General features: G+C 27.6%; 23 protein-coding genes and 1 other RNA gene. 10 read left to right on the forward strand and 14 right to left on the reverse strand.

What is annotated here, in order from left to right:
• Positions 1 to 2: 2 nt before the first annotated feature.
• Positions 3 to 1,208, reverse strand: a complete 1,206-nt coding sequence (locus WC168_RS01595) for an ABC transporter permease (protein ID WP_115588299.1) — start codon at positions 1,206 to 1,208, stop codon at positions 3 to 5.
• Position 1,209: 1 nt separating this feature from the next.
• Positions 1,210 to 3,828 (reverse strand): preprotein translocase subunit SecA, encoded by a 2,619-nt coding sequence (gene secA, locus WC168_RS01600; protein ID WP_372617162.1) that lies wholly within the window; start codon positions 3,826 to 3,828, stop codon positions 1,210 to 1,212.
• 59 nt (positions 3,829 to 3,887) lie between these two features.
• On the opposite strand from secA, the gene lolA reads away from it, so the two are divergent.
• Entirely contained in the window at positions 3,888 to 4,418 is a 531-nt protein-coding gene (gene lolA, locus WC168_RS01605; RefSeq protein ID WP_372617164.1) for a LolA-like outer membrane lipoprotein chaperone, read from the forward strand.
• A gap of 14 nt (positions 4,419 to 4,432) precedes the next feature.
• Positions 4,433 to 4,752, forward strand: an RNA gene (gene rnpB, locus WC168_RS01610) — RNase P RNA component class A.
• A 50-nt stretch (positions 4,753 to 4,802) separates the two neighbouring features.
• Here the strand turns inward: rnpB and WC168_RS01615 are convergent.
• From WC168_RS01615 to WC168_RS01630, 4 genes are read right to left on the reverse strand one after another with little or no spacing between them, the layout of a single operon-like run.
• Positions 4,803 to 5,375 (reverse strand): 2-oxoacid:acceptor oxidoreductase family protein, encoded by a 573-nt coding sequence (locus WC168_RS01615; RefSeq protein WP_066161508.1) that lies wholly within the window; start codon positions 5,373 to 5,375, stop codon positions 4,803 to 4,805.
• Between the two features lie 9 nt (positions 5,376 to 5,384).
• Complete coding sequence (locus tag WC168_RS01620) at positions 5,385 to 6,218, reverse strand: 2-oxoglutarate ferredoxin oxidoreductase subunit beta (protein WP_372617167.1); 834 nt, start codon at positions 6,216 to 6,218, stop codon at positions 5,385 to 5,387.
• A 1-nt stretch (position 6,219) separates the two neighbouring features.
• Positions 6,220 to 7,350, reverse strand: a complete 1,131-nt coding sequence (locus WC168_RS01625; protein ID WP_372617169.1) for a 2-oxoglutarate synthase subunit alpha — start codon at positions 7,348 to 7,350, stop codon at positions 6,220 to 6,222.
• Between the two features lie 2 nt (positions 7,351 to 7,352).
• On the reverse strand, positions 7,353 to 7,682 hold the full coding sequence (locus WC168_RS01630; protein ID WP_066161505.1) for a 4Fe-4S binding protein: 330 nt from the start codon (positions 7,680 to 7,682) through the stop codon (positions 7,353 to 7,355).
• Between the two features lie 143 nt (positions 7,683 to 7,825).
• On the opposite strand from WC168_RS01630, the gene WC168_RS01635 reads away from it, so the two are divergent.
• From WC168_RS01635 to trpC, 4 genes are read left to right on the forward strand one after another with little or no spacing between them, the layout of a single operon-like run.
• Positions 7,826 to 8,542, forward strand: coding sequence for a tRNA1(Val) (adenine(37)-N6)-methyltransferase (locus tag WC168_RS01635; protein ID WP_066350894.1), 717 nt, complete (start codon positions 7,826 to 7,828; stop codon positions 8,540 to 8,542).
• On the forward strand, positions 8,535 to 8,918 hold the full coding sequence (locus WC168_RS01640; protein ID WP_066161503.1) for a YkgJ family cysteine cluster protein: 384 nt from the start codon (positions 8,535 to 8,537) through the stop codon (positions 8,916 to 8,918). The genes WC168_RS01635 and WC168_RS01640 overlap by 8 nt, the downstream gene beginning before the upstream one ends.
• A complete protein-coding gene (locus WC168_RS01645; RefSeq protein ID WP_372617172.1) occupies positions 8,894 to 10,264 on the forward strand; it encodes a hypothetical protein in 1,371 nt (456 codons plus the stop codon). The genes WC168_RS01640 and WC168_RS01645 overlap by 25 nt, the downstream gene beginning before the upstream one ends.
• Positions 10,251 to 11,042: an indole-3-glycerol phosphate synthase TrpC gene (trpC, locus tag WC168_RS01650; RefSeq protein ID WP_066407534.1), complete on the forward strand. Its 792-nt coding sequence runs from the start codon at positions 10,251 to 10,253 to the stop codon at positions 11,040 to 11,042. The genes WC168_RS01645 and trpC overlap by 14 nt, the downstream gene beginning before the upstream one ends.
• Before the next feature lie 44 nt (positions 11,043 to 11,086).
• Here the strand turns inward: trpC and WC168_RS01655 are convergent, their stop codons facing one another.
• From WC168_RS01655 to WC168_RS01685, 7 genes are all read right to left on the reverse strand, one after another.
• Positions 11,087 to 11,557, reverse strand: coding sequence for a polymer-forming cytoskeletal protein (locus WC168_RS01655; RefSeq protein WP_082946376.1), 471 nt, complete (start codon positions 11,555 to 11,557; stop codon positions 11,087 to 11,089).
• A complete protein-coding gene (locus WC168_RS01660) occupies positions 11,470 to 12,414 on the reverse strand; it encodes a M23 family metallopeptidase (protein ID WP_372617174.1) in 945 nt (314 codons plus the stop codon). Before WC168_RS01660 ends, WC168_RS01655 begins: the two co-directional genes overlap by 88 nt.
• A 64-nt stretch (positions 12,415 to 12,478) precedes the next feature.
• Positions 12,479 to 12,922, reverse strand: coding sequence for a GatB/YqeY domain-containing protein (locus WC168_RS01665; protein ID WP_066161499.1), 444 nt, complete (start codon positions 12,920 to 12,922; stop codon positions 12,479 to 12,481).
• 43 nt (positions 12,923 to 12,965) lie between these two features.
• Positions 12,966 to 14,915 (reverse strand): ribosomal protection-like ABC-F family protein, encoded by a 1,950-nt coding sequence (gene abc-f, locus WC168_RS01670; protein WP_372617177.1) that lies wholly within the window; start codon positions 14,913 to 14,915, stop codon positions 12,966 to 12,968.
• A gap of 65 nt (positions 14,916 to 14,980) precedes the next feature.
• Entirely contained in the window at positions 14,981 to 15,766 is a 786-nt protein-coding gene (locus tag WC168_RS01675; protein ID WP_372617179.1) for a ribonuclease H, read from the reverse strand.
• A gap of 11 nt (positions 15,767 to 15,777) precedes the next feature.
• Positions 15,778 to 16,245, reverse strand: a complete 468-nt coding sequence (locus WC168_RS01680) for a DUF2721 domain-containing protein (RefSeq protein WP_066161496.1) — start codon at positions 16,243 to 16,245, stop codon at positions 15,778 to 15,780.
• A complete protein-coding gene (locus WC168_RS01685; protein WP_109158398.1) occupies positions 16,245 to 16,622 on the reverse strand; it encodes a DUF302 domain-containing protein in 378 nt (125 codons plus the stop codon). Before WC168_RS01685 ends, WC168_RS01680 begins: the two co-directional genes overlap by 1 nt.
• Positions 16,623 to 16,698: 76 nt before the next feature.
• Between WC168_RS01685 and WC168_RS01690 the strand changes: the two genes are divergently transcribed.
• From WC168_RS01690 to WC168_RS01700, 3 genes are all read left to right on the forward strand, one after another.
• On the forward strand, positions 16,699 to 17,076 hold the full coding sequence (locus WC168_RS01690; RefSeq protein ID WP_066350872.1) for a hypothetical protein: 378 nt from the start codon (positions 16,699 to 16,701) through the stop codon (positions 17,074 to 17,076).
• Between the two features lie 66 nt (positions 17,077 to 17,142).
• Complete coding sequence (locus tag WC168_RS01695) at positions 17,143 to 19,218, forward strand: TonB-dependent receptor (RefSeq protein WP_372617182.1); 2,076 nt, start codon at positions 17,143 to 17,145, stop codon at positions 19,216 to 19,218.
• A gap of 11 nt (positions 19,219 to 19,229) precedes the next feature.
• Entirely contained in the window at positions 19,230 to 20,645 is a 1,416-nt protein-coding gene (locus WC168_RS01700; RefSeq protein ID WP_372617184.1) for a 4Fe-4S binding protein, read from the forward strand.
• Here WC168_RS01700 and aat read toward each other — a convergent pair whose 3' ends face one another.
• A complete protein-coding gene (gene aat / locus WC168_RS01705; protein WP_372617186.1) occupies positions 20,646 to 21,320 on the reverse strand; it encodes a leucyl/phenylalanyl-tRNA--protein transferase in 675 nt (224 codons plus the stop codon).
• A 52-nt stretch (positions 21,321 to 21,372) separates the two neighbouring features.
• Between aat and WC168_RS01710 the strand changes: the two genes are divergently transcribed.
• Positions 21,373 to 22,122, forward strand: a complete 750-nt coding sequence (locus WC168_RS01710) for a pseudouridine synthase (protein ID WP_372617188.1) — start codon at positions 21,373 to 21,375, stop codon at positions 22,120 to 22,122.
• The last annotated feature ends 58 nt before the right edge of the window (positions 22,123 to 22,180 follow it).

Genomic DNA, 22,180 nt, shown 5'->3' on the forward strand with positions numbered 1-22,180 from the left:
CTCTACTCATTTCTTAAAACATCAATAACATCGATTTTTGTAGCACGACTAGCTGGATAGTAAGATGATAAAAATACAATAATCATTGCACCAATTATAATTGAAAAGAAGTCAGATATTGCTAAATCTAAAGGTAGTTTTGCACTTCCATAAACATCTGCTGGTAAAGATACTATATCAAAAGTATCTAATAAAAAATAACCTATGAATCCTAAAATAATTCCTAAAATAATTCCACCAAATCCAATAGTAATTCCAAGCTTTAAAAATATTGATTTTATCTCTTTAGAACTAGCCCCCATTGATAAAAGTAGGGCTATCTCTTTTCTTCTACTCATAACAGTCATAAGAAGTGAAGAGATGATATTTAGTGAAGCTATTAGAATAATTAGCATTAAAACAATAAACAAAGCTCTTTTCTCCATCTTCATAGCTGCAAAAAAGTTACCATTTTGTTGCCACCAACCTACAACTCCAACATCTACATCTTCTAAAAAAGTTCTTAATTTTTCAATATCACTAAATGCATTTTCTGAGTGTATGTGAATTCCATCATAAATATTTTCATCTTTTTGTAAAATAGTTTGTAAAGCTTCAATTGATGTGTACATATAAGCTTTATCATAAGCGCTTAAGCCTGAGCTAAATGATGATATATATTCAAATCTTTTCATTTTTGGCATTAAAGAGAAACCAGCTGGATTTAAATCTGTAAAATATAAAGTTGCTTTAGCAGATTCAAAAAGATATAGTTTATCGCTTATTCCAACACCTGTTATAATATCAAACTTATTTGGAACTAAATCTTTTAAGGCATCTTTGTATATTGGGTTTATCTCTTTTTCTAAGTTTGGAACAACTCCAAAAACAACTCCACCACTCATATTATCACCATTTTGAATAATGGCTTGAGTTGATATAAATGGTGAAAATTTTAAATCTTTAAACTCTTTTTGTAAAGATTGTAAAAGCTCTTTATCTACAGCATTTGAAGTTTTTTCATATATTGTAAGTGGATAGTTCATTGTAAATAGTTTATTTTCAAACTCTTTTGCAGTTCCATTCATAATGGCCATTGATAAAATTAAAACCATAACACCAACAGCAACACCAATAAATGCTAAAATTGCACTTATTGATATAAATGGATTTTTTTTATCAAATTTTAGATATTTTTTTACAATAAAATTTATAAGTTTTTTATTCAAACTAGTTTCCTACTACCAAACCTCTTTTAGGTCCACTTTTCCCACAACACTGTTTATATTTTAAACCACTTCCACAAGGACAAGGTTCATTTCTTGCAATTTTTTTCTCACTACTTTTTACAGCATCTTGAGCAACATTTGTAGTTGTGTGTTCATTTGATTTTTCCATGTTAGCTTTGATTTTTTCTAAAGCTTCTTGCTCTTTTTTTGCATCCTCTTTACTTTGAAGTTGAATTGTAAATAGTATTTTTATAATCTCAATTTTAATATTAGAAACAAGCTCAACAAATAGATTGTAAGACTCTTTTTTATACTCAACTAATGGATCTTTTTGGTTATAACCTCTTAGTCCAATACCAGTTTTTAAAGTATCCATAGAGTATAGATGCTCTCTCCAAGCATTGTCTAAAATTTGAAGATATAGTATTCTTTCAATTTCACTTCTTTGTTTTTGTGTTGTTACACTCATTTTTTCTTCATAAACTTCTTTTAAAACTTGAGCTATTCTATTTTTTAAACTCTCATAATCTTCACTTTTAATATTTTCAACTGTTAAGATTAAATGAAGTTCCTCTTTTATTTTTGCAATAATTTGTTCATAGTTAAAATCCTCTTCACTTTGTGATGCAAAAACATTTGATTCAGCTAGAAGATACTCTACATAATCATAGCTATTCTCTTCAATTTTTGAAGATATATCATAATCCTCTTTTAAAAGGTCATTTCTAAAGTTATATATAACTTTTCTTTGTTCATTTGCAACATCATCATACTCTAAAAGATGTTTTCTACTTTCAAAGTGCATAGATTCAACTTTCTTTTGGGCATTTTCAACAGCTCTTGTAACCATTCTTGACTCAATATATTCACCCTCTTGAATACCAAGTCTCTCCATGATAGTTCTAATTTTATCACTTCCAAATATTCTTAAAAGATTATCCTCTAAAGATAGATAAAATTGTGATTCTCCAACATCTCCTTGTCTTCCACTTCTTCCTCTTAATTGATTGTCAATTCTTCTACTTTCATGTCTTTCGGTTCCAATAATTGCTAATCCACCAAGTTCTAAAATTTCAGGTGTAAGTTTGATATCAACTCCTCGTCCTGCCATATTTGTAGCAATTGTTACAGCACCTTTTTGACCAGCATCAGCAATAATTTTTCCCTCTTTTTCATGTTGTTTTGCATTTAAAACAGTGTGAGGAATTTTTTTATCTGATAAAATTTTATGAAGTTTTTCACTCTTTTCAATACTTGCAGTTCCAACAAGAACAGGTTGTCCCTTTTCATGATAATATTTTATTTTTTCACAAACAGCATTAAATTTTTCTCTCTCTGTTTTATAGATTAAATCACTTTTATCAACTCTTTTAATTGGAACATTAGTTGGAATTGATACAACATCGAGATTATAAATTTGTGCAAACTCTGTTGCTTCTGTTTGTGCAGTTCCTGTCATACCAGAGAGTTTTTTATACATTCTAAAGTAGTTTTGATATGTTGTATCAGCTAAAGTTTGACTCTCATCTTGAATAGCCACTTTCTCTTTTGCCTCAAGTGCTTGATGAAGACCCTCACTAAATCTTCTTCCCTCGCTAAGTCTTCCTGTAAACTCATCAACAATAATAATTTGATCATCTTTTACAACATAATCAACATCTTTTACAAAAAGATAGTTTGCTTTTAGTGCTTGATCAAGTGAGTGTGAAAGCATTGCATTCTCTATTGAGTATAAGTTATCAACTCCAAAAAGTTCTTCAGCTCTTATATGACCAGCTTCAGTTAAACTAACTGTTCTATTTTTCTCATCAACAATAAAATCACCTGTAGTAATAGCTTTTTCTGTAGGATTTGTAGGTTCTGTTATAGTTCCACGCTCTAATTTTAAAGCTATCTCATTTGCTTTTATATAGTTTGAGTTTTTATGATTTGTTGGACCACTTATAATTAGTGGAGTTCTAGCCTCATCAATCAATATAGAGTCAACTTCATCTACAATTACGAAGTTATGACCTCTTTGAACTTTTTCATTTAAGTCATAAACCATATTATCTCTTAGATAATCAAATCCAAAAGAGCTATTTGTTCCATAAGTAATATCACAAGCGTATTGCTCTTTTCTTGTAAAATCATCTTTTATGCTATCAATTATAGCTCCAACACTAAATCCTAAAAACTCATATAAAGGTTTTAATTCATTAGCATCTCTTTGAGCTAGATAATCATTTACTGTTACAACATGAACACCTTTTCCTTCCATTGCGTTTAAACAAACAGCAATTGCTCCAACAAGAGTTTTTCCCTCTCCTGTTTTCATCTCAGCAATATCACCTTTATGTAAAACCATAGCACCAATTAATTGAACATCATAAGGTCTCATTTTTAAAACTCTATGACTAGCCTCTCTAACAATTGCGAAAGTATCATTTAAAATATCATCTAAAGATTTTTCCTCATTTTGTACAAGTTTTTTTAGATTGTTAAACTCATTTTTTAACTCATCATCACTCATTTTTTTGTACTTATCTTCTAAAAGAGTAATTTCATTTGCTCTTTTTCTATATTTTTTTACTACTCTATCATTTCTTGTACCAAAAACTTTTGAAAAAACATTTAGCATATAATTTAGTTCCTTTTCGTTATAATGAAGCTAGATTATATATAAAAAAAGGTTAAAAAATGTTTTATAGAGTTACTTTATTGCTATTATTATCAACAATCTTTCTACAAGCATCAATAAAAGAGTTTCAAAACTTAAAAACTCTTCAATCAAAATTCATACAAACTATTACTTCAAGTAGTAATACAAAAATTGATTATAAAGGTGAGTTATTTATAAAAAATAGTGGAAAAATTTTATGGAGCTATCAAGAACCAGTTAGAAAAGATGTATTTGTAAATGGTAGTGAAGTTATAATAAATGAACCTGATTTAGAGCAAGCTATTATTACAAAGTTAGATAAAGAGATAGATATGTTAAAGATGTTAAATGAGGCTAAAAAAATAGATGAAAATATATATAGTTCTAAAATAGATAATACAGAGTATAAAATAGTTTTAAAAAATGGAAAAATAGATAAGATTTTGTATAAAGATGAGATTGAAAACAGTGTTGAAATAAAGTTTATTAATACTGTTTTAGATGGTCAAATTTCTGATAATAAATTTATATTTAATATTCCTTTAGGGTATGATTTAATTAGAAAATAGATATAATTATCTCTTAGGTAGATTAGACAATAGCTTGAATTCAAGAGGAAAGTCCGTGCTACAGTGAAGCAAGGTTCCATCTAACGGATGGCTAGAGTAATCTAAGGGATAGTGCAACAGAGAGAAGACAGCCAATTTATTGGTGATGGTGAAAGGGTAGGGTAAGAGCCTACCAGTGTTTTGAGCAATCTTAACAGCTATGTAAACCCAACTTGTAGCAAGAAGACCTGGTATAAGCTTCACATTTTTGGTCTTCGCAGGAAAGCTAAAGTGATTTGGCTTCTAGATAAATTATTGTCAAATACATAACACGGCTTACAAATCTACCTATTAAAAATTATATTTTTATATTATATTTTGAGAGTAAAACAAGCAGATTTTAATCTACTTGCTTCTATTATCAGCCTCTTTAGCATATTTATAACCTAAATCATAAGCTTTATTATTCATATCATGTAGTTTTGCAGGAACTTTTGAAAGCATAGCCTCTCTTAAAACCTCTTTTGGAATTGTTTCGTTTGTAAAATAGTTTGCAATTGCTAATGCTAAAATTGATTGAGTAATAACATTTCCAACTTCATCTTTTGCAATTGTAATAATTGGAATTTCAATAATATTCCATCTTTTTCTATCTTCATCACTTGGTTTTACTAAGTTTGGTTCAATTACAATTGTTGCACCATCCTTAACACCTTTTTTAAACTGATTAAAAGATATTTGTGCAACTGAAAGCATAAAATCAATTTCACCATCATTTGCATATGGATAAATAATCTCTTCATCTTGCAAAGTAATATCAACAACAGTTGGACCACCTCTTACTTGTGATGTATAAGTAGCAGTTTTTAAACCATATCCGCCGTTATTTATTTTAGCAGTTGCAAAAATTTCACCAGCAAGTAAAACTCCTTGTCCACCAACTCCTGTAAATCTCATTAAAGTTCGATTTTGTGACATTTTAGCTCCTTACAACTCAACCATAGTTTTATTTTTGTGAGCCTCTTGAACTTTTTTATAAGCTTCACAATACTCTACTGCATTCTCATCTTGTTTTAAAACTCCTGTTGGGAATTTTCCAATTTTTTGATCATCTTCAAGCATTTCAAATTTTGTTTTTGCTAAAGAGATAGAGTCTATCCACTCTAGATTTGCAGTTGCACTTGCCATTTTATTTTTTCTTCCTAAATTTACATGGCAGTTTGAAAATACCTCTACAAATGAGAAACCTTTGTGTTCAAGTGCTTTTACCAAACTTTTTTCTAATTTTTTAGGATCAATCATTGTCTCTCTTGCTACAAAAGATGCTCCTGCTGCTTCAACTAACTTACAAGCATCAAAAGTTGGATCAATATTACCTCTTTCCATTGTTGCTGTCCACATTCCTTTTGGGGTAGTTGGACTTGTTTGAGAGTTTGTAAGACCATAAATAAAGTTATTTATAACAATATAAGTTAAATCAATATTTCTTCTAGCTGCATGAATTGTATGATTTCCACCAATTGCAAGACCATCACCGTCTCCACCAACAACAATTACTTTTTTATCTGGATTTACCATTTTAATTCCAGTTGCATAAGGAAGAGTTCTTCCGTGAGTTGTGTGAACAGTATTACAGTTGATGTATGAGCTAAATCTTCCAGAACATCCAATTCCAGAAACTACACAAACATCATCCATATTCCATCCAAGTTTATCAATTGCTCTTATTAAAGCTTTTAATATAACTCCATCTCCACATCCCCAACACCAAAGCGTTGGCATTTTATCTGTTCTTAAATATTCATCATAGTTAAAAGCCATATTACATTCCTTTTACTTTTTCTATTATTTCAATAGGTGATAGAGGTCTTCCATTTGCTTTTAAAAGTGTATCAAAATCTCTTCTTCCACTAACTCTTTGCACCTCTTGAGTATATTGTCCCATATTAAGCTCTGCAACTAATACTTTTTCAAATCTGTTTACAAGTTCATTTAATCTTTTTTCAGGACTTGGCCAAACTGTTCTTGGTCTAAACATTCCAGCTTTTATTCCCTCTTTTCTTAATCTGTTTACAGCCTCTTTAGCACCAAGTGAAACAGAACCATAAGCAATGATTAAAATTTCTGCATCATCTAACATATACTCTTCATTTGATTCTAACTCATCTGTATGATTTTCAACTTTTTTAAACAGTCTATTCATTAAAGCATCACAAACAACAGCATCTTCTGTTGGATGACCTGTTGGTCCATGGTGAAGCCCAGTAAAGTGATATCTATATCCTTCAAACATTGGATTTAAAACAGCTGGTTCATCATCTTTTACACCATAAGGAAGATAATCTTTTTTATCTCCATCAAATCTTTTTCTATAAACTCTATTTTTTTCTACCTCATTTAAATCAGGAATTATAGCCTTACCAGCCATATGCCCAATTGTCTCATCAAGTAAAACAAAAACAGGTTGCATAAATCTATCTGCTAGATTAAAAGCACGTACTACTTCTGTGTAACATTCACTTAAATTTCCAGGCATTAATGTAATAGATTTTACATCTCCATGAGTTGGATTTTTTGCTTGTAAAAGGTCACCTTGAGAAACTCTTGTAGGAAGACCAGTCGAAGGTCCACCTCTCATTACATTTATAACTACAAGTGGAACTTCAGCAATATATCCAAGCCCTAAATTTTCAGCTTTTAGTGAAATTCCAGGACCTGAAGTTGCAGTTAAACTTCTTTTTCCACTCATAGCTGCACCTAGAGCTGTACAAATTCCAGAAATCTCATCTTCCATTTGCATACAAACTCCACCATTTGCAGGTAGTTTAGAAGATAAAACATGCATTACTTCACTTGAAGGAGTAATGGGATAACCACCAAAAAATTCACACTTTGAATCAATAGCTGCTAGTGCTGCTAACTCATTTCCAGTTGATATTAACTCTCTTGCCATAATTAAACCTTTTTATCTTCATCTAATAATTTATAATTATTTTTTATAATTCTCTCTTGTCTCTGCTTTGATTCTGGAGTCAATTTTGAGAATTTAAACTCTTTTTTATCTGCTACAAAAATAGCAAAATCAGGACAAGATAATTCACAGTCGCTACAACCAATACAAGATTCAGGATTTACAACAGTAGCCATAGCACCAAGTGTTGAGTGAATCTCTTGTCTCATTGCAAGAACTCCAGCTGGACAAACAGAAACACATCTATCGCAAGCCTTACATCTACTTTCATCAACCCAAACAGGGGTATTTAAAGGAGCTTCAAAATTTGACATATTTTTCCTTTATAAAATATAATAAAAATTTATAAACTTTATAATTTTTACAAGAATAATACCAAAGTCAAGCTTATTTTATTAAAAGTAAATATATAAAAAGTTTGGATATAATTGAAATTTTAAAAAATAAGGATTAGTTTTTGTTACTCTATCAACCTATAAATGGTTATTGCTATAATAGTGATACGCATTTTTTATTTAACTTCATATGTAAAAATTTAGAAAAATATAAAAATATAAGTGGAGAGCTTTTAGATATTGGAAGTGGAAGTGGAATATTAGGACTACTTGTAGCAAAAAAATTTTCAAAACTTAGACTAAATCAAGTTGAAATTCAAGAGATTTTTCAGTTTTTTTCAAATAAAAATAGCTCTACAAATAAAATTGATTCAAATATGTTTTGTGGATCTTTTTTTGATATTGATTTTCCTATAAAGTTTGATTATTTAGTTTCAAATCCACCATTTTATCACTCAGATGTTATAAAAAGTGAAAATGAAAATCTAAAAATAGCAAGATATAACTCATCAATGCCACTAAAAAATTTTATAGAAAAATCATCAAAAATATTAAAACCAAATGGAAAACTATTTTTTTGTTATGATGCTAAACAGTTATCACAGATTATTATTTATTTAAATGAGTATAGATTAAATATTGAGTCAATACAGTTTGTTTATCCCAAAAAAGATAGTGATGCTAATTTGGTTTTAATATTTGCAAAAAAAGATTCAAAATCACTGCTTAAAGTTTTACCTGCTTTAATAGTTTTTAAAAAAGATTCAACATTTAAAAATGAGATTAAAAAAATATATAAAAATATAAATACTCATAGTATAAAGGCTAGTATTGAGTAATTTGCTAAAAAAAGATGGATATAGTTTTTCATTTAATCCAAAAGCTTGTGAGAGTTGTGGTGGAAAGTGTTGCACAGGAGATAGTGGTTATATTTGGATAAATATTGTTGAAATAGAGCGACTTAGTAAACATTTGAATCTTACTATTGATGAGTTTAGTAAAAAGTATTTATATAAAGTAGGGTATAAATATAGTTTAAAAGAGATAGAATTAGAACCAAATGTTTATTCTTGTTGTTTTTTTGATAACACTAATAAAATGTGTAGCATATATGAATTTAGACCAAATCAGTGTAGAACATTTCCTTTTTGGGACTATTTTAAAACAAATAAAGAGGAGCTTAAAAAAGAGTGTATAGGTATATTAGATTTATAACTGTTATTGCTATTCTATTTTTTTTAGGCTCTTGTACAAAAGATATTTTTAGTATTGAAAATAGAGATAAAAATATTAAAAATGAGGATAACTTTTCCAAAGAGAATATTGATAAAAATTATAAAAAAATAGATATAAAAAAATATTATTTAGAAGATTTTTTTATATTAAGTGCTTATGATTTAGAGGCACAAAATAGTTATGAAGAGGCTAGAGAGATATATTTAAATCTTTTTTTTAAGACTAATAATTCAATATATTTAGTAAACTATTTAAGAGTTTCATTGCTTATGAATGATTATAAATCTATTATTGAAAATAGTCAAAAATACTATTTTGATAATATAAAAGATGAAGAGGAGATTTTAAGGCTCTATAGTTTTGCACTTTTAAATCAAAAAGATTTTGAAAATGCTTTAAAATATGGTTTAATTTTAGTTAAAAAATATAAAAACTCAAATAATTATGAGCTTTTAGGAAATATATATCTAGTAAAAGAGGATTTTAAAAACTCTTATGAATCATATTTAAAAGCAAATAAATATTCAAATAGTGCTAGTTCTATTCATGCTCTAAGTGGAATAGAGTTTTTTAAGTTTAATCAAAAAGATAAAGCAATTAATAGATTGCAAATAGCAATTAAAGATAAAAACTATAACTATCTTTTAGTGTTACAAGCACTTCTATTTTTTGATACATTAAAAGATGATGAGAAGGTTAATAATCTACTAAAAGATAGTTATAAATTTTATTTAGAAAATAATCTATTTTATGAAAAACAAGAGCTTATAAATCTTATTTTCGAACGATTTAAAACTGAAGATAAAATTATAGATTTTTTAGTAACAAACGGTATTGAAGATGATTTTTTATTAAATCTATATATATCAAAAGGTGATAAAAAAAATGGTTTGAAATTAGCCTCAAAACTATATGATATAAATCAAATAGATGATTTTTTGGCATATCAAGCTATGTTTAGATATGAAATTGCTTTAGAAGATAATAATTTAAATAATAAAGAGCTAGAAGATATTATATTTATGCTTGAAGAGGTTGTTGAAACTTCTTCAAGAGCACTATATCAAAACTATTTAGCATATATTTTAATTGACAATGATAAAGATTATTTAAAAGGTATAGCTCTTGTAAAAGATGCTTTATCTCAAGATCCTGAAAATTATGCTTATATTGATACTTTAGCTTGGGGTGAGTATAAAATTAAAAATTGTAAAAAAGCTCTTGAGTTAATAAAGATTGTAATTGAAAAAGTTGGTCTTGATGATAAAGAGGTAAAACTACATTATGAAAAAATTAAGGAGTGTACAAAGAATGATATTAGATAAAATAAATCAACAAACTTTAGAGGATGTAAGAAAAAGAGAGAAAGATATCTCTTTTGAGGAGCTTGAAAATATTATTAAAGATGGTAAGTTTCCTACAAAAGATGTAAAAAAGTTTTTAAAATCAACAAAAGATGAACCTATTAGAATAATTGCTGAAGTTAAAAAAGCAAGTCCAAGCAAAGGTGTTATAAAAGATGATTTCAATCATTTGACTATAGCAAAAGAGTATAATGAATTTGGTGCAAATGCAATATCTGTATTAACAGAACCACACTTTTTTCTAGGTAATTTAGAGTATTTAAAAGAGATAAAAAAAGTTACAAATATTCCACTTTTAAGAAAAGATTTTATTCTTACAAAATATCAAATAGCAGAAGCTTTAATATATGGAGCTGATTTTATTTTATTAATTGCTAAATCTTTAGAACAAAAAGAGTTAAATGATTTATATAATTATGCAAGAAGTTTAGATTTAGAAGTTTTAGTAGAGATTCATGATAAAGAGGATTTGAAGAAGGCTTTAAATAGTGAAGCTAACATAATTGGAATAAATCATAGAAATTTAAAAACATTTGAGATGGATATGAATTTATGTGATGAGTTAATACCAATTATTCCAAAAGAAAAAATTATAGTTGCAGAATCAGGTGTATCAAACAAAGATGTTATAAAAAGGCTTCATGGTATTGGTGCTGATGCGTTTTTAATAGGTGAGCATTTTATGAGAGTATCTAGTATAAAAGATGAGTTAGTTGAGTTTAAAAACTCTTTAAAATAAGTTAATTAATAAAACTCAAGCTATATTTAGCTTGAGAATATTTACTATTTTTTATCTTTTTCAATAGTAGCTTCAGTTGCTACACTTGAATCTTTTTTATCAAAGATATTCTTAGACTTTGATTCGTCTTTTAAACTATTTTCTTCTTTATCGCTCTTTTTAATAAGGCTATTACCTTCAAAAATACCTTTAGCTTCAATAATGAACTCTTCAGATTCTACAGTTCCTTTTACTTTACCTTCAGGTTTAATATCTACTTTAGTAGCATTAATCATACCTTCTGCTAAACCTTGAACTACAACTCTATGAGCATTTATTTCACCTTTTACTTGACCATTTACACCAATATTTATCTCTTTTTGAGAGTAGATATTTCCTTCAAAAAAACCATCAATGTATAGATTACAAGATAGTCTTATATCACCTGTTATTTTAGTTCCTGAAGTGATAATTGTAGTTGAGGAGTCGGCTCCTGAACTCGTAAGTTGCTTATCGCTGTTATTAAAGAATGCCATGATATATCAGTTTCCTTTTCAAAAATTTCTGTATAGTTTTTTATATCCCATTTCGCAAATGTTACAGGATCTAAAGTCTTTGTTAAAAAACGAACCTCATAATGTAAATGAGGACCACTGCTTCGCCCTGTATTTCCAGAGTAAGCTATCAAATCCCCTTTTTTAACAAAGTCGCCAGATTTTACCACATTCTTGTTTAAATGTGAGTAATAAGTTTGAAATCCATAAATATGTTGAAGAACTATTAAATTACCATTAAATTTATCATAAGATGATTTTTTAACAACTCCATCGGCAGTTGCATAAACAGGTGTTCCCATAGAGGCTCTTAAATCAACACCCATATGAAATAATTTTTTATCTAAAATTGGATGTTGTCTATATCCATAAGGACTTGTAACCCCTTTATATTCAATTGGATAACCATTTGGAACTAGTTGTAAAATAGTTGCTCTTTGTTCAGAATCTAGTTTTGCTATATCAACTCTTTTTTTCAAAGAGCTCTCTTCTTCTGTAGTTGAAAGACCTATTAAGTTCTCTATTTTTGATAAGTAACTAGCAGCTTCTGATATCTCTTCATTTTTTTCAAGTAGTTCAGATTGAGTTTGACTTACAAGAGAGCTTAGCTCTTCATTTACTTTTTGTGTTTCTAATAACTCATACTCTAAATTAATCTTCTCTTTATCTATTTTGTTTAAAGAGTAATTTAGAAAAAAAGTTGTTATTAAAGATATTAAAAATATTGATACCAATGAAATTAATGTATAAAAAAGAGGTTTTTGTGGCACTCTTAGTTGATGAATACCTCTTTCATAATTAATTGTTATAGTAAAATACTCTTTTTTAGGTTTCTCCATGTTTTCTCCTACAATTAAGTAACAATTTTAGCTAAATGAAATAAAATTTATCTTAAGTAAAATACTATGCTAAAAGTTTTTTCACCATCTCATTTATTCTTTTTCCATCCGCAACACCAGCAAACTTTTTAGAAGCAGCTCCCATAACTTTACCCATATCTTTTAAGCTAGTTGCTCCAACTTCACTTATTATCTCTTTCATTCCATTTTCAAGTTCAACATCACTTAATTGTTTAGGAAGATAAAGCATAAAAACATCAACTTGTTCTTGCTCTTTTTGAACTAAATCATCTCTTGAAGCAGCGCTATATTGAGAAATTGCCTCTTCTCTTTGTTTTATTCCTCTTTGAATTAGTTTTATAACTTCAGCATCATCTAAAACTCTTCTTTCATCAACTTCAACTTGTTTAATCATTGTATTTATGGCTCGTATAGAGTCTCTTTTTACAACCTCTTTATCTCTCATTGCTTGTTTTAAATCTTCATTTAATTTCTCTTTTAAACTCACTTTTGCTCCTTTTAGATTTTAAAATTTATTGAATTATACTTTTTTAAGAATTAAAACTCTCAACTAGCTCTTCAAGAGTTAAAAATCTCTCAACTTTCTCTTCATAAATAGCTTTTTTCTCTTCAAGCTCTTTTGAAAGTGCTACAATTCCAATTTTTTCATAACATTTTGGGTCTGCTAAACAGCTGTTTAACTCTTCTATTTTAGCTTCAAGCTCTTCAAGCTCATTTGGTAAACTATCATACTCTCTTTGATCTTTATATGATAATTTTGTCTGTTTTTTAGGTTCGTTTATAACTTTTACAGATGTTTTCTCTTTTTGTATTTCAACTTCTAAATTATCCAGCTCTTTTAACTCTTTTTCTATTTGTAAATATTCACTATATGGTTGGAAACTCTCCATAATATGACCATTTCCAGTAAATACAAATAGTTTTTTAGCAATTTTATCTACAAAATATCTATCATGAGATACAAATATTAAAGCACCTTGAAAGTTTTGTAAGTACTCTTCTAAAATATTAATTGTTGGAATATCTAAGTCATTTGTAGGTTCATCCAAAATCATACAATCAACTCTTTTTGTAAAAAGTAGGGCAAGTGCAACTCTATTTTTCTCTCCACCACTTAAAACACCAACTTTTTTATCTAAATACTCTTTTGGAAAAAGAAAGTTTTTTAAGTATCCAAAAACATGCATATTTCTTCCATCATCTAAAACAACTCTATCTCCACCATTTGGACAAAAAATCTCTAAAATAGTTTTATCATCATCAAGCATCTCTCGTTGTTGATCAAAGTATGCTATTTGAAAATCCCCTTTTTTAAAACTTCCTTTATCAATTTTCATTTTTTCCATAAAAATTTTAAGAAGTGTTGATTTTCCACTTCCATTTGGACCAACAATTGCAATAGTATCTTTTTGTAAAATTCTTGTTGTAAAATCTTTGATTAGCTCTTTATCACCCAATGTTTTATAAATATTATCAAGCTCATAAAGCATTTTTTTCTTATTTTGTTGTTTCTCTTCACTATTAAAAGATTTTTGCTCTCTTTGAAGCTCTATGCTCATCTTTTTTATTGCTGCTGGATTTGATTTTGCTTTTTGTTTTAAATCAAAATATTCAGCTTTTCTTCTTTCATTTCTTTTTCTTCGTGCAGTTACTCCGTGTTGCATCCAGTGAGCTTCTTGTTTTACAAGTCTAAGTAAGTTTTCATGCTCTTTTTGCATATTTGATAAAATTTGTGCTTTTTGTTCTAAGTATGATGAGTATCCACCATTGAATCTTCTTAGTTCTCCACCATCAACTTCAATAACATTTGTAGCAATATTATCAATAAAATATCTATCATGAGATATAAAAAGTAGGGTAAAGTTGTTTTTTAAAAGTAACTCTTCTAAAAACTCAACCATATAAACATCAAGGTGGTTTGTAGGCTCATCTAAAAGTAAAATATCTGGTTTTTTTAAAATCAAACCAGCTAAACTAACACGACGCTGCTCTCCACCACTTAGTAAATTTACATCTTTAAACTCATACTGTTTTAATTGAAATTCAACTAAAACTCTCTCAATCATATTGTCTAAATCCCAAGCATTATGAAACTCTAAAAAAGATGCTAAATCACTCTGTCTTCTTAGTAGATTTTCATCTTCATAGTTTGTCATTAGCTCATTTGTGATTTTTTCATACTCTAATTTTGCACTTTTAAGTTCAACTAATTGATTTTCAATAGCATCTCTTACACTCAAATTTGCTTTGAATTTTGGTTGTTGGTCTAGCATCTCTATTTTTACAGATCTATCAATAGAGATTTCACCACTATCAGGTTCAACTAATCTCATAATAATTTTAAATAGAGTTGATTTTCCTTGTCCATTTTGACCAATAACAGCAACTCTTTGTCCAGATTGAAGGGTAAAGTTTGCATCTTTTAAAATAACTTTTGTGTCATACTGCTTTGAAATGTTTTGTAAGTCGATTAGTGCCATATAAAGAGTGTTTTTCCTAAAAAATAAAAAAGAGTTTATCTAAAAACTCTTTAGAGCTAAATAAGTTAATAAGATTTTAGTTTTAGCACATCTTCTATATTTGTATATTCAAACTCTTTAAAATCAATAGTTTTTTCTAAAATAGCGTTTACAGCCATTCTATCAGCAAGTTCATTTCCCTCAACTCCACTATGACCCTTTACATGATTTAATTCAATACTGTTTTTAATATCTTCATATAAAAAGTGAGCCTCTTTTATAAGTTCAAGATTTTTTATCTCGCCACCTTTTTTGCTCCAGCCATTTTTTTTCCAAGAGTATGCCCAAGTTTTTATACAATCAATTGAGTATTTAGAATCTGAAAAAATTATAATTTTTTCTTCACTAATATTTTGTGAAGCTATTTGAAGTGCTTTTAATAAAGCATTTAGTTCAGCTATATTGTTTGTTCCATTTTCAACAAATGCTCCATATAGTAAAACTGGTTTTTTATTGTTTTTATAAATTGCCAATCCACTTCCAGCAAATCCAGGATTTCCAGAACAAGCTCCATCACAATAAATTGTTAAATTAAAATTTTGATTTGTTTTTTCATTTTTATAAATTGTTGCTTTTATCTTGTTATATTCTAAAATTTTATGATAATTTTCAACTATTTGATTTTGTGCTTCAAGTGATTTAATCCCTTTTAAAAGCATAAGTAAATTGAAATCATTTTTTGAAATCTCTTTTGAGAATATAATATCTTTATAATTTATATTATCATTTGATATTTGTAAAATATCAAGTTGTGTCTGATTTAATTTATCATTAAAAGTAATTAGTTTTAAAATTTCTTTATCTATTGTCATTTTTTCTCATTTTATGGAATATAGCTCTCTTTGTTATTTATAAATTTTGTTGTATAAAACAGCTCTTTTAGGAATAGAATCAAAGATATAACCAAAGAACACATTGCTAAAATGAATAAAATAGCTATAAAAATAGTATATTCAAAATGAAAAAATGAGCTTAAAAATATTGTAATAATTACAAGTGCAATCAAAAGTCCAGTTGTTGTTCCAAAAAATATAGCTAAATTTGTGTTATTCATCCTCATTGTTAAAAAATCTCTTCTAGCTTTAATCATATTTTTTAAATCATTGCTCATATTATTTAAAGATTTTTGTTCTTGTTCAAATTTATCAAGTCTATCGACTTTATCTATAATTCTAATAAGTCTTGTAGAAAATAGATTCAAAATTCCAGCAACACCTGCAAGCAAAAAAACAGGTGCAACTGATAGTTGAATCATACTTGTAATTGAGTCTATTTCAACTGATGTTATCACTATTTTGCTTCATCAATAATTTTTAAAAGCTCATTTTGAGCCTCTAAAGCAATTTCTATAAAGTCTGGATTTACATCATCTATTAATTGAGTAAAAGAGTTTAAAGATATATTTGTTTTACCATCTTTTGTATAAACAGCAATTTTACAAGGCAGTATACAAGCTATTGTAATATCACCATTTAAAAACTTTTCTGCATAGTTTGGATTACAAATATCAACTACTTGACAATCCTCATTTAGCTCTTTTCCTTTTGAATTTAGTGTGGCTTTAATATTGTGTACATGTTGAACTCCAAAACTATATTTTGGTGCTATTTGTTTTAAACTCTCTACAACTTCATCTACACTTTTATTTGAAACTTCTATATATTGCATATTTTAACCTTTTAAATTTTTGTAAAAGTATAACTAATAAAGAGTTATAAATTGATATTTAGATAATATTTTTTTTATGATTAATGAAAATAAAAAAGAGAAAATAGAGATTTATTTTGATAAAGAGTGCCCATTTTGTAACTCTTATGTAAACTACTTAAAACTAAAAGATGGTTATCTTTTAGTTTTAAAAAATGCTAGAGAGCATAAAGATGAATTAGATTTTACAAAATTAGATATAAACAAGGGATTTATAGTTGTTTATAAAGATAACTTTTATCAAGCAGATATGGCATTAAAATTTATAAATAGTATTGTAAAAAAAGATACTTTTATAGGGAAAATGCACTTTTTATTTAAGTATGACAACTTTTTTAGTAGATTTTTGTATAAATTTTTATTAATAATCAGAAAGCTTTTTCTGTATAGTCTAAAAATAAAATCTAATATTTAGAAGTTTTAACAGTAAATTAACAAAGCTTCGAAATAATCTCATAAATTTTTATAAAGGATAGAATTTATGAGATTAAAATACTCAATATTTGCATGTCTTCTTTTGCATTCAAATATAGTTGCCCAAGATAGAATATCTTTAGATACAGTTTCTGTAACAGCTACAAAATATGAAAAAGCTACAAAATATATTAGCGAAAGTATTGCTGTTGTTGATGAAAAAACAATAGAGGATAAAAATATCTTAAATGTTCAAGATGCACTACAAACAATTCCTGGAGTAATAGCAGAATCAACTTCAAATAGCCCTAGTCCAAAATTAATTATTAGAGGTGCAGGTCTAAAAGCTAGATTTGGTGTAAGAGAGATAATGGTTATGAAAGATGGAATTCCTATGACAGATCCAGATTCATTTACAAGATTTGATTTTATAGATATGCAAGATGTTTCAAATATCGAGGTTCAAAAAGGACCTGGTTCAATAAATGCAATTAATTCAACTGGTGGAGTAATTCAGCTTATTACAAAATCAGTATTTGAAGAGGATAAAAATCGTATAAAATTTGGTGTTGGAAATGAGAATCAGAGAAATGTAAATATTAAACTAAGAGAAAAACTTGATGAGAACAATTTTGTATCATTAACTTTTAGTAAAAGAAAAACTGATAACTCATGGAGAGATAATAATGAGTTTGATACTACTCAAGCAACTTTAAAATATGGATATATATTTAAAGATTACTCATCAATAGAGAATGAGATATCTTATACAGAATCAAATTTAAATCTTCCAGCATCTATGAATCAAACTGAGTTTGATGAGTTTAAAAGAAGCAAAGAGCAACATAATACCTCATATGCTTGGCAAAATAGTGCTAGAGACTCTAAAATCTTCTCATTTAGTAGTAAATATGAGAAAGAGATAGGAGATTTGCTATTAAAACCAAGATTGTATTTTAACTCTTGGGAGCATTTTCATCCAGTTACAGGATTGATTAATGATAGTGATGATAATAAAGTTTTTGGAACAGATTTAGAATTTAATATATCACATAATCTATTTAAACAAGATGCAATGTTTGTTGGTGGATTAACTTTAAAAATGGATAGAACAAAAGATGCTAAGAAGTATGAGTATAGAGATTATTCTACTTTTGGTGGAAGAATTAGTAAAACATTATCAAATGAGAAGGGTAGTTTAGCAAATATTGAAGACTCTAAAACTACTTTATATGGTATATATTTAATGGAGAGTTTTAAAATAAATGATGATTTAGGTTTTGATATTAGCACAAGAGTTGATAAATTAAAATTTGATATAGAAGGTAATGAAATATCTAAGTATGATTATCCAACAGGTAAATATATATCTGGACAAGGAGAGTATAATATTGATAACTCTTTTACACTTTTATCATCAAAACTAGGATCTAGTTATGCAATAAGTGATTTTACAAATGTTTATGCTTCAGTTGCATTTGCTAATCAAGCCCCAACAACAAGTGAGCTAGATGAGACAAGTGATTTAAAAAAATCATCTAGTACAAATTATGAAGTTGGAGTAAAAACAAGAACAAACAATCTATCTTATGATTTAGCTTTATATCAAAACTATGTAGATGATGAGATTATACAGATAAAAGATGCAAGTGGTAATTCTATATATGATAATGCAGGGAAAACTAATAAAAAAGGCTTAGAGTTTAATCTGTCTTATGATTTAACATCAACTTTAGAAGTTGGTGGATCTTATTCTTATAGTAAATTTAAATTTGATAAATTTAATGAGAAAGTATGGGCTAATTTAGTTTCAAGAGATGGAAACTATCTACCATCAATTCCAAAAAATCAATATGCGCTATATTTAGCTTATAATCAAAATGGTTTTAAAACAAGAGTTACAACAAGAACTTTTGGAAGTTACTACATGGATAATGCAAATACACAAAAGTATGAAGGGTATAAATTTATTACAGATTTAATGATTGGGTATGAGTTTAAAGCTCACAATATTCAATTAAATGTAAATAACTTATTTGACAAATATTACGCCTCTGAAGCTTCTAAAGACACAGGTTCAGGAGTTTCATATAAAGCAGCTAGTCCTAGAATGACAATGCTTACATATAGTTATAAATTTTAAGGAAGGTAGATATGATAAAGTTTATAAAAAGAGATAAAAATGATATATTTGGAATGCCAATTCTAAAGATTATATTTAAAAATAAAATTTTTCACAGAACAGTCCAAGTATCTGTACTTTTTTTATTTATTTATGCCATTTATTTTGGATTTATACATCCTACAAAAGAGAATAATATATTTACAACAGCACTTTTTTGGGGATTGTTTTGGCCATTTTTTATGGTTACAACTTTAGCTACTTTTGGAAGAATATTTTGTGGAGTTTGTCCACATGGTTTTATTGGAAAATATATCACAAAAATTGGTTTGAAAAAGAAAATACCAAATAAGTTGGCAAATCCATTTATTGGATTATTACTACTATTTTTTGCTTGGTGGTTTGTATATTATATGTTTCCACAATTTTTTAAAACACCATATGCAACTGCAATCTTATTTTTTGTTATGACAATTATTGCATCTATTTTTTATTATCTTTATGATGAAATGTCATATTGTAAATATATTTGCCCAATTGGAACTGTTACAAAAGTATATTCAAAAGTTGGTTTTACAAAATTACAGACTTATAAACAAGAGTGTCAAAACTGTAGAACTTTTGATTGTGCAAAAGTTTGTAGTTATAATTTAAAACCATTTACATTTGAGAAAAAAAACTCTATGGAAGATTGTACTTTATGTATGGATTGTGCAAGAGAGTGTGAAAGTGTAGCTTTTAAATTCAATAAACCATCAAATACACTTTTTAATAAATTTAAGACTTCAAAAGCTGAGGTTTGGGCTTTAATTTTATTAACTGCAGCTATTAGTATTACAATGAGTTTTCACCACTCTTTAGGAAGAAGTGCAATAGTTGAAGAGTTTTTCTGGGTTAAAACAGCTAGATATTTCGAAACTATAATTTATTTTGGTTCAATTGATACTATTGGACTTTTTGCTTTTGTTTATGCGGTATTAATTTCAATATTTTTAAGTGTTGTAGGAATATTTATAGCTTCAAAAATTATGAGAGTTGAATTTTCAAATACTTTTTATACTTTAGGGTACGCTTTTGCACCACTATTTATAATTGGTGGATTATCTCATATTGGAGAGTTTTTCTTTTATTCTTATGCTTCAAATATTGTAAATGGATTTAATCAAGCTTTTAGTTTAGGATTTGAGACTATGAAACCACTTGCTAGTAGAAAAGATGAGTGGGTACATATTTTCAATATTTTTACTCATATAGGATATATTTGGGCATTTATTATTATGATAAATAGATTAAAATTAATAGAGACTAAAAGATATTTAAAAATAGTAGCTTTTCCATTTGCATCTGCACTTATAATTTTTTATATGAGTCTAAACTTTTATAAGGTTTACATATTCGATACTTATGGGAAAATTAATTCACACAACCATATGAATCATAAAAAATAATCAAAAAATAGGAGTATTTAAAATTTTTAAATACTCCTCTCTACTTATCTCATAAGCTCCAAGTGAGGCTAAATGTGGGTTATAAACTTGACAATCTATAAGTTTTATATCATTTTTTAAAGCCCACTTGCAAAGATGATAAAAGGCAACTTTTGAAGCATCATTTACAAGTGAAAACATACTCTCTCCACAAAAAACATTGTTTATAAGAATTCCATACAATCCACCAACAAGTTTTTTGTCTAAATAAACTTCAATAGAGTTTGCAAAATCTAAATTATGCATTAAAGTATAGGCTTTTATAAAATTCTCATCAATCCAAGTATCGCTTTCATGTTTTCTTTTTACATCTGAACAATTTTGTATAACTTCAATAAAGTTTGTATTTGATTTTACCTCAAAACCTCTATTAAAGATAGATTTTTTAAGGCTTTTAGATACTTTCATCTCATTTGGTTTTAAAACCATTCTTTTTTGTGGACAAAACCAGTGAATATAACCTAAATCATCAATAAACCAAGGGAAAAGTCCATTTGAATATGCATTTATTAATCTTTGAGGATGAAAATTTCCTCCAATTGCAACTAAATCATCTTTCATATCTTTTAATGTTGGAAAATTATAATCCTCATCATCAAGTAGCCAAATTTTATTTTTTTTATCAAGTAATTCCATTTGCTAATTTTAGTCAAAATTATGTTAATATCCCGCATTTAAAGGAAGAAAAATGAAGAGAATTGAAGCATATTTATCAAGTTTAGGTTATTGTAGTAGAAGTGAAGCTAGAAAATTTATGAAACAAAATGAGGTTTTTGTTTTGAATAAAAGAGTTTTTAATCCAAGTATTAAAGCAGAGCATAAAGATATATTTGTAAATGGTGAAAAACTTGATAGCCAAAAGCTTACAATTTTAATGAATAAACCAAATAAAGTTATCTGCTCTCACAATGATGCTGGAAAATTAATATATTCTCTTCTTCCACAAAGATGGCAAAATAGAAATCCAAAAATATCAACTATTGGAAGACTTGATATGGATACAACAGGAGCTATTATTTTAACAGATGATGGAGAGTTAAATCATAAACTAACAAGCCCTAAAAAAGATGTAAAAAAAGTTTATGAAGTAACTTTACAAAATCCACTAAAAGGTGATGAACAAGAGCTTTTTGAAAGTGGAACTATTATTTTAAATGGTGAAGAAAAAGCTTTAAAACCAGCATTTTTAAAAATTATTAATCCAAATTTAGTTCATTTAGAGATTGTTGAGGGTAAATACCATCAAGTAAAAAGAATGTTTGCTTATACAGGAAACAGAGTTATAAAGCTTCATAGATTAGAGTTTGCTGGTTTTAGGGTTGAAGATTTAAAAGAGGGTGAGTTTAAGATTATAGATTTATCAAATTTTTGCGAAAAACCTCTTCTTTTAAGGAGAGGATGTAAGCATATTAAACTTAGAAAACGAGATATTAATTAGATGTTTCTTGACTTTCAATATATTGTTTAACTACTTCAAGAGAAGCACCACCGCAACT

Origin of the sequence: Aliarcobacter sp. (assembly GCF_041672065.1) — a bacterium.
In the GTDB taxonomy this organism is placed as follows: Bacteria; Campylobacterota; Campylobacteria; order Campylobacterales; family Arcobacteraceae; genus Aliarcobacter; species Aliarcobacter skirrowii.

Excerpts from the sequence above, each read along its gene's own strand:
- secA (WP_372617162.1), bottom strand. The coding sequence starts at position 3,828 with ATGCTAAATGTTTTTTCAAAAGTTTTTGGTACAAGAAATGATAGAGTA.
- lolA (WP_372617164.1), top strand. The coding sequence starts at position 3,888 with ATGTTTTATAGAGTTACTTTATTGCTATTATTATCAACAATCTTTCTA.
- WC168_RS01615 (WP_066161508.1), bottom strand. The coding sequence starts at position 5,375 with ATGTCACAAAATCGAACTTTAATGAGATTTACAGGAGTTGGTGGACAA.
- WC168_RS01620 (WP_372617167.1), bottom strand. The coding sequence starts at position 6,218 with ATGGCTTTTAACTATGATGAATATTTAAGAACAGATAAAATGCCAACG.
- WC168_RS01625 (WP_372617169.1), bottom strand. The coding sequence starts at position 7,350 with ATGGCAAGAGAGTTAATATCAACTGGAAATGAGTTAGCAGCACTAGCA.
- WC168_RS01630 (WP_066161505.1), bottom strand. The coding sequence starts at position 7,682 with ATGTCAAATTTTGAAGCTCCTTTAAATACCCCTGTTTGGGTTGATGAA.
- trpC (WP_066407534.1), top strand. The coding sequence starts at position 10,251 with ATGATATTAGATAAAATAAATCAACAAACTTTAGAGGATGTAAGAAAA.
- WC168_RS01655 (WP_082946376.1), bottom strand. The coding sequence starts at position 11,557 with ATGGCATTCTTTAATAACAGCGATAAGCAACTTACGAGTTCAGGAGCC.
- WC168_RS01660 (WP_372617174.1), bottom strand. The coding sequence starts at position 12,414 with ATGGAGAAACCTAAAAAAGAGTATTTTACTATAACAATTAATTATGAA.
- abc-f (WP_372617177.1), bottom strand. The coding sequence starts at position 14,915 with ATGGCACTAATCGACTTACAAAACATTTCAAAGCAGTATGACACAAAA.
- WC168_RS01675 (WP_372617179.1), bottom strand. The coding sequence starts at position 15,766 with ATGACAATAGATAAAGAAATTTTAAAACTAATTACTTTTAATGATAAA.
- WC168_RS01685 (WP_109158398.1), bottom strand. The coding sequence starts at position 16,622 with ATGCAATATATAGAAGTTTCAAATAAAAGTGTAGATGAAGTTGTAGAG.
- WC168_RS01690 (WP_066350872.1), top strand. The coding sequence starts at position 16,699 with ATGATTAATGAAAATAAAAAAGAGAAAATAGAGATTTATTTTGATAAA.
- WC168_RS01695 (WP_372617182.1), top strand. The coding sequence starts at position 17,143 with ATGAGATTAAAATACTCAATATTTGCATGTCTTCTTTTGCATTCAAAT.
- WC168_RS01700 (WP_372617184.1), top strand. The coding sequence starts at position 19,230 with ATGATAAAGTTTATAAAAAGAGATAAAAATGATATATTTGGAATGCCA.
- aat (WP_372617186.1), bottom strand. The coding sequence starts at position 21,320 with ATGGAATTACTTGATAAAAAAAATAAAATTTGGCTACTTGATGATGAG.
- WC168_RS01710 (WP_372617188.1), top strand. The coding sequence starts at position 21,373 with ATGAAGAGAATTGAAGCATATTTATCAAGTTTAGGTTATTGTAGTAGA.